Source organism: Nocardia sp. NPDC004260 (genome assembly GCF_053603155.1).
On the sequence record NZ_JBSGEZ010000145.1, the window covers coordinates 1 to 7,334 of the forward strand.

Sequence of the window (7,334 nt, forward strand, 5' to 3'; positions counted from 1 at the left end):
GCCTACACATCCGCTACGAACGCCGCGCCGACATCCACCAAGCCCTACTCAGCCTCGCCTGCGCCGTCATATGCCTCCGCAAACTCATTCTGAACCGAGTTCTAAGAAGTTTGTTGGGGTGCCGGGGGCTTGCAGGGGTCTATAGGTGGTAGTGGGTCGGGAATCGCCTGGTCATTCTGTGTATTTGGGGTACACCCCAACACCACGACCGTGACCGGCCCGAAAAGTGTGACTCGCAGCGATAAGTGGCGGTATCTTCGCACTGTAGGGTGGCGTATTCGACCCCGGGGGGCTTCCATGGCGATCCCCGGGATGTTGTGTCGGGGTATGAGGATGCATTCGTTCGTTCGGAACTCGACGAGGTCTGGGTATCCGGTACCGACGGTGGATCTATCAGCGGATTACGCGCGTCGGGTCCCGACTCGAGACCTGTTCGGTTCAGTTCGTCGGTACCTGCTGGTCTTCGGGGTTTTGGTCGGCGGCAACCGGGGCGGCTGGGTGGTCGCCCGCTCGGTGGTACCGGCGTGCGATGAGAACGGTTCCGTAGGCGAGGCCTGCGACAAGGGAACCGACCAGACTCAGTGAGACGGTGTGGTAGAAGCCTGGGGGCAGGAAATGCTTCCCCCAGAAACTCACCACGAAGCCTGCCAGGAAGCAGGAGAGCGCCGGGATACGCCATCGGTCGGCGAACCCACTCGCAGGGCGGAAGTAGCTGTCGATGTCGCGCTTGTCGGTCAGGCCCCACAACCAGTCGACGATCATCACAAACGTGAACGGGCCGAGTAGTTCGCCTACGCCGGTCACGAAGGCTTCGACGTGGGCGAGGATGCCCGCTTGAGCGAGCAGGACACCGAGAACGCCGAGGACGACTGTGGCGACGGGCTGCTCCCACGTGCGCGGTGTGCGTACGGTGTTGAGCGACACCAGCAGATCGACGGTCGCCGGGTAGAGATTCATCGCGTTGATGTGCAGTATGGCAAGCGCGACACCGAGTGCTGCGACCGCGCCCCAACCCGGGATCTGCGCACCGAGGACGGCGAGGTTCCATTCGCCGGTCGCTTCCTTCGAATAGGCACCCATGACACCCATGACCAGGATGGGGATCATGACTCCGAGACTCGGCGCCAAGAAATACCAGGTTCGCCTCATTGTCCGGTCGGCCGGCAGACAGAAGCGAGACACCGTCGATGTCTTGTACGTCCAAGACAGAATCGAGAACCCCGCCACGACGGAGATCGCCGTCCCCCACTCCATCGGGGCGGTCTGAGGCGGAACATGCAGCGAGTAGTGCGTGGCCAGGTAGATGGCCAGCACGGCGTAGCAGGCGATGAACAGCAGTGCTGTGTAGCGGTAGAAGTACTCGAGCCACTTGAACCCGAACAACACCAGCACGATATTGGTCCCGCCGATGATCCAGTACCACGGTGTCACGCTGGTATGGCTCAATGCCGCGAGAATGTGGGCGCCGCCAGCGGCATTGAGTCCGAAGAAGGCCATGTTGACGAAGGAGAACAGCGCAGACAACAGAAACGTCGCCGACCATCCGTAGGTACGACGGGCGACCACCAGGGCCGTCAGTGGAAGCTCTCGACCCACCTCGGAGAACAGGCCACAGGGGATCAGGAAGATCAGCCAACTCGCCACGATCGCGCCGATCATGTACCACAACCCGTAGGGGTACAGAATCGCGCCGATCAGCGGCGTCATGGCAGAGGCAGCAGTCATCGCCCACGTGATGAACAGCTTTCCCGGGGTGGCACTGCGTTGCCCCTCCGGCACAGGCGCCACCCCGACCGTCTCGACCTGGCTACGTACACGCCGCAACCACGAACCGGCGTCGACACCGTCACCTTCATGCACCCGCTCAATGTACCGCCAAACAACGGCTCATCCAATAGGTAAGCAACTGTGCGTAGCTGATCCGCCCAGCGCGGGCAGCCCACTCCGCCCCGCGCTGCAGCACGGGGGAACTCAACCCACGCGACAGGCGACAATTTGCAGCCGTTCGGCCGTACGCCCGTCCAGTGTGGCAACGGGCCCTGACTGCTCCTCGGCGATGGCGAACCCCGCGTCGTTGAGCAGGTCACGCAACCAGTCGGGCCGATGATGACGGAACACTCCGCCGTCCAGCGATTCGAACACTCCGTAGGTGCCGAATCGGTCAGCGAACCGCTCATATCGCTCACGATCGTATGCGGCGCTCTGTAGCGGCACATCGCTCAGATACAACACACCGTCCGGTCGCACCAACCGGCTCAGCTCCGAAACGATCGCCGACTGCGCCGAGTCGTCGGGCACACACGTCAAAACCGCGAACAACACCGCCGCATCGAACGCCTCGTCGGCGAACGGCAAAGGAAACCCCACCCATCTCATCAGACGTAGATCCGGGTGTTCTCGACGCCCCCGCTCGATCAGTGCTGCCGACACGTCGACACCGTAAACCTCCCGATAGCCGAGCCCGGCAAGTTCAGCGGTAAGCCGACCGTAACCACAGCCGTAATCGAGCACACGACTCGCGCACGGCACATATCGGTGCAGCAGTTCCGGTTCGACCGGGTGAGTGAAAGCCAGGGTCGAGCCAGTCGATTCCCAGAAGTCGAGCAAATTTTCCGTCGAGTCCACGCCAAGACCCTAATCACCGGAACCGAGACGATCAGCACCTCGGTAACGATCGTTCACGAGACACGCTGGGGCGCAGAGCGTTTCCGCAGGCCGGATCTGTAAAGGTTGCCGTGTACGCGGCAACGTCAACCTGTCGGGGGTTACCGATACATTCTGGGGCATGAGAATCGGCTACGGGCGGGTCTCCACCCGCGATCAGTATCCCGAAGCCCAGCACGACGCGTTGACCGCGGCCGGATGCGAGCAGATCTTCGTGGACAAGGCGTCCGGCAAGCTCGCGACCCGACCGGAACTGGACAAGGCGCTGCTGTCGGCCAACCGTGCCGGTGATCAGCTGGTGGTCACCAAGCGGGACCGGCTCGGCCGCTAGCTCGAGCATCTGATTGATCTGTCGAGGACCCTCGAGGGGCGTGGGGTGGATCTGGTGGTGCTGGATCAGAAGATCGGCACCTCCACCGCGCTGGGCCGGATGTTCTTCCAGATCCTGGGCTCCATCGCTGAATTCGAGCACGCTCTGATGAGTGAGCGCACCCGCGACGGCCTGGCCGCCACCCGCGCCCGGGGACGCACCGGTGGTCAGAGACCCAAGCTCGGCCCGCGGCAGGTGCAGCTGGCCCGGGCGATGTACGACGAACTCGATCAAGCCGGTAAGCGTCGTTACACCGTCGCGCAGATCGCCGCCGAGTTCGGTGTCACCCGTCCCACGATCTACCGGCATCTGTCTGCCTCGGGCGCGACAATGTGACCCAGCGCATGCGAGTTCGCGTGCGCGTGGAAGTGGGGTGAGCCGTGGCGGGTAGCGGGTTGACCGACACCGACCGGCGGCTGGCGATGAACCGGTTCGAGGTACTAAACCCCCCCACCTCGAAGACGATGTGCCGCTCACCAGCGCTGCCGCCGCAGCCGGTGTGCCGTTGCGAACTGCGCAGCGGTGGCTGCACCGCTACCGGGCCGGGGGTCTGGCCGGGCTGCCAGGCGCAGATCCACCGGTCGGCGCACCGACCCGGAGCTCGTGCGACTGATCGAGGGCATGGCGCTGCGCCGCCCGCGCCCCTCGCTGGCTGATCACCCGCCGCGCCGCCCGCGTCGCCGCCGAACGGGGGTGGATTCCGGTGTCCTACATCACCGTCCGCTCCATCGTCACCGCTCTCGACCCGGCCATGCTCACCCTGGCCCACGACGGTGCCGCGGCCTTCCGTGACAACTACGAGCTGGTGTATCGACGCCGCGCCGAGCGCCCGAACGTGATGTGGCAGGCCGATCACACCCAGCTCGACATCCTCATCGTCGAGGCCGGCAAGCACCGACGCCCGTGGCTGACCGTGGTACTCGACGACTGTTCCCGTGCGGTGCCCGGCTACACCGTGAACCTCGGTGCGCCGTCGGCGATGAACACGTCCCTCGCATTGCGGCAGGCGATCTGGACTAAACCCGATCCGGCCTAGCAGATGTGCGGGATCCCCGAGATCCTCTACGTCGACCACGGCAGCGACTTCATCAGCGACCACCTCGCCCAGGTCGCGGCCGATCTGAAGTTCCGGGTCGTGCACTCGACCGTGGCCCGGCCCCAGGGTCGCGGGAAGGTGGAGCGGCTGTTCGGCAGTATCAACATCGAACTGCTCACCGAACTGCCCGGCCACCTCGTCGGTGGCAGACCCGGCACCGCGCCGACGCTGTCGCTGCGTCAGCTCGACGAGGCGATCGGGCGGTTCGTCACCGGCGTCTACCATCCGCGGGTTCATTCCGAGATCGGCGTCTCACCGCAGCAGGCATGGGCCGCGGACGGGTGGCTGCCGCGCATGCCCGAGGATCTGGAACAGCTCGATCTGCTGCTGGTCACCGTGGCCACCCCGCGCGTCGTGCACCGTGACGGCATCCATTTCCAGGGCCTGCGCTACCTACATCCCACTCTGGCCGCCTACGTCCGCGAACCGGTCACTGTCCGCTACGACCCGCGCGACATCACCGAGATCCGCGTCTTTCACAAGAACCGGTTCCTGTGCAAGGCCGTCAGCCCCGACCACACCGGCGAGACCATCGGGCTCAAAGACGTGCAGGCCGCCCGCCGCGCCTACCGGCACCGGCTGCGTGAGCAGATCAACGAACGTATCCCCGTCGTGACCGACTACCTCCCCGCACCGGCACCCGCGCCGCCGGAACTGGCCCCGGCCCCTCCGCCCCGGCCGCTGCGTGCCTATCAGGAAAACTGACCATGTCGCCGCCACGAAACTGGCCGTTCATCGCCACCAAGGAACACCGCCGCTTCGTCGAGTTCGCCGACACCGTCCGACGCGACCGCACCATCGGAATATGCTATGGCGCAGCAGGAATCGGGAAAACCCTGTCCGCTTCCCGCTACGCCCGCTGGGGCAAGGCCGGGCACCTGCTACGCACCTGGAGCCCCCGCGAGGATCCCGACAAGGACGTCTACGCCGCGCTATCCCGCTCACGGGCCATGTTCTACACGCCCACCGTCGCCGCGACCCTGCGCGAACTACGCGACGACCTCAAACTGCTCTATAACCGGGTCAACATCTGCATCGACCAACACATCAACGCCGACATCCGTGAGCACCGGACAGCCGACTACATCGAACTGCTCGTCATCGACGAATCCGAATGCCTGACCGCCACCGCTATCGAGCACCTGCGCGACCAGTACGACCGCGGCGACCACGGCTCGCTGTTCATCGGGATGCCCGGCATCGAGAAAACCTTCTCCCGCTACCCGCAGCTCTACAGCCGTGCCGGCTTCGCCCACCACTACCAGCCCCTGACCGGCGAAGAACTCACCTTCGTCCTGACCCGGCACTGGCACAAACTCGGCCTCGACCTCGACCCCGACGACTTCACCGATGCCCAAGCCGTCGCCGCCGTCGCCCGTATCACCAGCGGCAACTACCGCCTCCTACAACGCCTATTCGCCCAAATCCACCGCATCATGAAAATCAACGAACTTCACACCATCACCGCCGACGTCGTCGAAACCGCCCGCAGCACCCTCGGCACACGTCGGCGCGGTGATGCGCCGGCGATGGGACCAGGCGCCGGCCGCGGCCCGGGCGCGTGGCGACGAGGGAAACCGCCGCCTGCACCAGCGGTGGCTGCGATTCGGTGAACGCCGCAAACGGCCCACGATCGCGAACGTGGCGATCGCCCGAGAGCTCGCCGGCTGGTGCTGGTCCCTGGCGGTCATGAACGACTGATCGCCACCTGATCGGCTTCCTCGGCGGACCGGTGGTGGCAGCGCGTGGATCGACCCGCGACACAACTATGAGCAGACCTCACGAGGTCGACGCTCGATGCTAGACACGCGGATGCGATCCAGCCGAAACCCCGTCCTGCGGTGTCCAACCCGCGTATATCAGTCTGACCGCGCGTCGCTCACGACACGCTCACCACAGACTCGCCAGGAAGCAACGAGGCGCCGTCGGGGTCGCTCCCCGACGGCGCCTCGCCACGCCCTCTTGACAAACTTCTCTACATATCAGCTGTTGCGGGGCATGACGTTGGTGACGCGGTGGCAGTGGTGGTGAGCTGAAGGCGGTTCTTTCGACGGCAGGATGTGAAGCGCCAACTACCACGTCCGCCGCAAGCCGAAAGAACCGCCGTGATTCACCGTAATGCCCCGCTGACAGTCGAGGGCCGCTACCGGCTCGTGCAGCGCTGCCAGACCCGGCCGATCGCTCATGTCGCCGCCGAGATGGGCCTGTCCCGTCAGTGTGCGAGCAAGTGGGTCAACAGGTTCCGCCGGTACGGTGAACTCGGCCTGCGCGACCGGTCCTCGACACCGCACCGGTCACCGACAGCGACTCCGGCCCAGATCATCGTCCGGATCGAGCAGCTGCGGCGTGAGCACAAATGGTCGGCACGACGCATCGCCACCGAACTACATACCGAGGGCACGGTGATCTCGGCACGCACGGTGAGCCGTCACCTGCACCAGCTGGGACTCAACCGGCGGCGGTTTCTCGACCCGGCCGGCGTATCGAACCGCGAACCGCGCCGCATCCTCGCCCGCCGACCCGGGCACATGGTCCACGTCGATGTGAAGAAGGTCGGAAGGATTCCGAACGGCGGCGGCTGGCGTGTGCACGGCAAGGGCTCGGACCGGGATAAGGCTGTCGCCCGCACGAAGAAGCGCGGCACCCGCACCGGCTACGTCTTCTTGCACACCGCGGTCGACGGCTTCTCCCGGCTGGCCTATACCGAGGCCCTGCCCGACAAGAAAGCCGTCACCGCAATTGGATTCGTTTTCCGGGCGCGAGCGTTCTTCGCCGCGGACGGCATCATCCACATCCAGCGGATCGTCACCGACAACGGCGCCTGCTACAAAGCAACCGACTTCGCGAAAGTCCTGCTCGGAGCGCGGCACCAGCGCATCACGCCCTATACGCCACGACACAACGGCAAGGTCGAGCGCTACCACCGGATCCTGGCCGAGGAAATTCTCTACGCCCGAGAATGGACCAGCGAAACCCAACGCGCCGACGCACCCGGCGTCTGGAACATCCACTACAACTATCATCGACCACATTCCGCCGCCGGAAACCGGCCTCCAGCCAGCCGCCTCCACGCTGGCGTCACCAACGTTGTCGGCGGAACGTGAAAACTGGATCTGGCACGGATTGCGTGATTGACCCTTGTCGGATTGCCAACGGGGCCTTGGTGATCGATGATGTCGCCGGTGTCGTGATCCCGAACCGTTG

General features: G+C 64.9%; 7 protein-coding genes and 3 pseudogenes. 8 read left to right on the forward strand and 2 right to left on the reverse strand.

Annotated elements, in window-relative coordinates; translation table 11 throughout:
- Positions 1–438 precede the first annotated feature (438 nt).
- Together ACWEO7_RS37300 and ACWEO7_RS37305 are read right to left on the reverse strand one after the other, a co-directional pair.
- On the reverse strand, positions 439–1,860 hold the full coding sequence (locus ACWEO7_RS37300; protein ID WP_452430299.1) for a purine-cytosine permease family protein: 1,422 nt from the start codon (positions 1,858–1,860) through the stop codon (positions 439–441).
- A 111-nt stretch (positions 1,861–1,971) separates the two neighbouring features.
- Positions 1,972–2,625: a class I SAM-dependent methyltransferase gene (locus ACWEO7_RS37305; protein WP_452430301.1), complete on the reverse strand. Its 654-nt coding sequence runs from the start codon at positions 2,623–2,625 to the stop codon at positions 1,972–1,974.
- Between the two features lie 160 nt (positions 2,626–2,785).
- Between ACWEO7_RS37305 and ACWEO7_RS37310 the strand changes: the two are divergent.
- From ACWEO7_RS37310 to ACWEO7_RS37345, 8 genes and pseudogenes are all read left to right on the forward strand, one after another.
- Positions 2,786–3,181: pseudogene (locus tag ACWEO7_RS37310) on the forward strand (recombinase family protein); the annotation flags it as partial.
- Entirely contained in the window at positions 3,167–3,370 is a 204-nt protein-coding gene (locus ACWEO7_RS37315) for a helix-turn-helix domain-containing protein (RefSeq protein ID WP_452430309.1), read from the forward strand. The pseudogene ACWEO7_RS37310 and the gene ACWEO7_RS37315, both read left to right, overlap by 15 nt.
- Positions 3,371–3,533: 163 nt before the next feature.
- Complete coding sequence (locus tag ACWEO7_RS37320) at positions 3,534–3,647, forward strand: helix-turn-helix domain-containing protein (RefSeq protein WP_452430311.1); 114 nt, start codon at positions 3,534–3,536, stop codon at positions 3,645–3,647.
- Positions 3,648–3,737: 90 nt separating this feature from the next.
- Positions 3,738–4,070, forward strand: coding sequence for a hypothetical protein (locus tag ACWEO7_RS37325; protein WP_452430303.1), 333 nt, complete (start codon positions 3,738–3,740; stop codon positions 4,068–4,070).
- A 3-nt stretch (positions 4,071–4,073) separates the two neighbouring features.
- Positions 4,074–4,835 carry a Mu transposase C-terminal domain-containing protein gene (locus tag ACWEO7_RS37330; RefSeq protein WP_452430305.1) on the forward strand — a complete coding sequence of 254 codons (762 nt, stop codon included), beginning with the start codon at positions 4,074–4,076 and terminating at the stop codon, positions 4,833–4,835.
- Between the two features lie 2 nt (positions 4,836–4,837).
- Positions 4,838–5,329: pseudogene (locus ACWEO7_RS37335) on the forward strand (AAA family ATPase); the annotation flags it as partial.
- Between the two features lie 304 nt (positions 5,330–5,633).
- A pseudogene (locus ACWEO7_RS37340) lies at positions 5,634–5,831 on the forward strand (IS110 family transposase); the annotation flags it as partial.
- A 404-nt stretch (positions 5,832–6,235) separates the two neighbouring features.
- Complete coding sequence (locus ACWEO7_RS37345; RefSeq protein ID WP_452430307.1) at positions 6,236–7,234, forward strand: IS481 family transposase; 999 nt, start codon at positions 6,236–6,238, stop codon at positions 7,232–7,234.
- Positions 7,235–7,334: the final 100 nt, after the last annotated feature.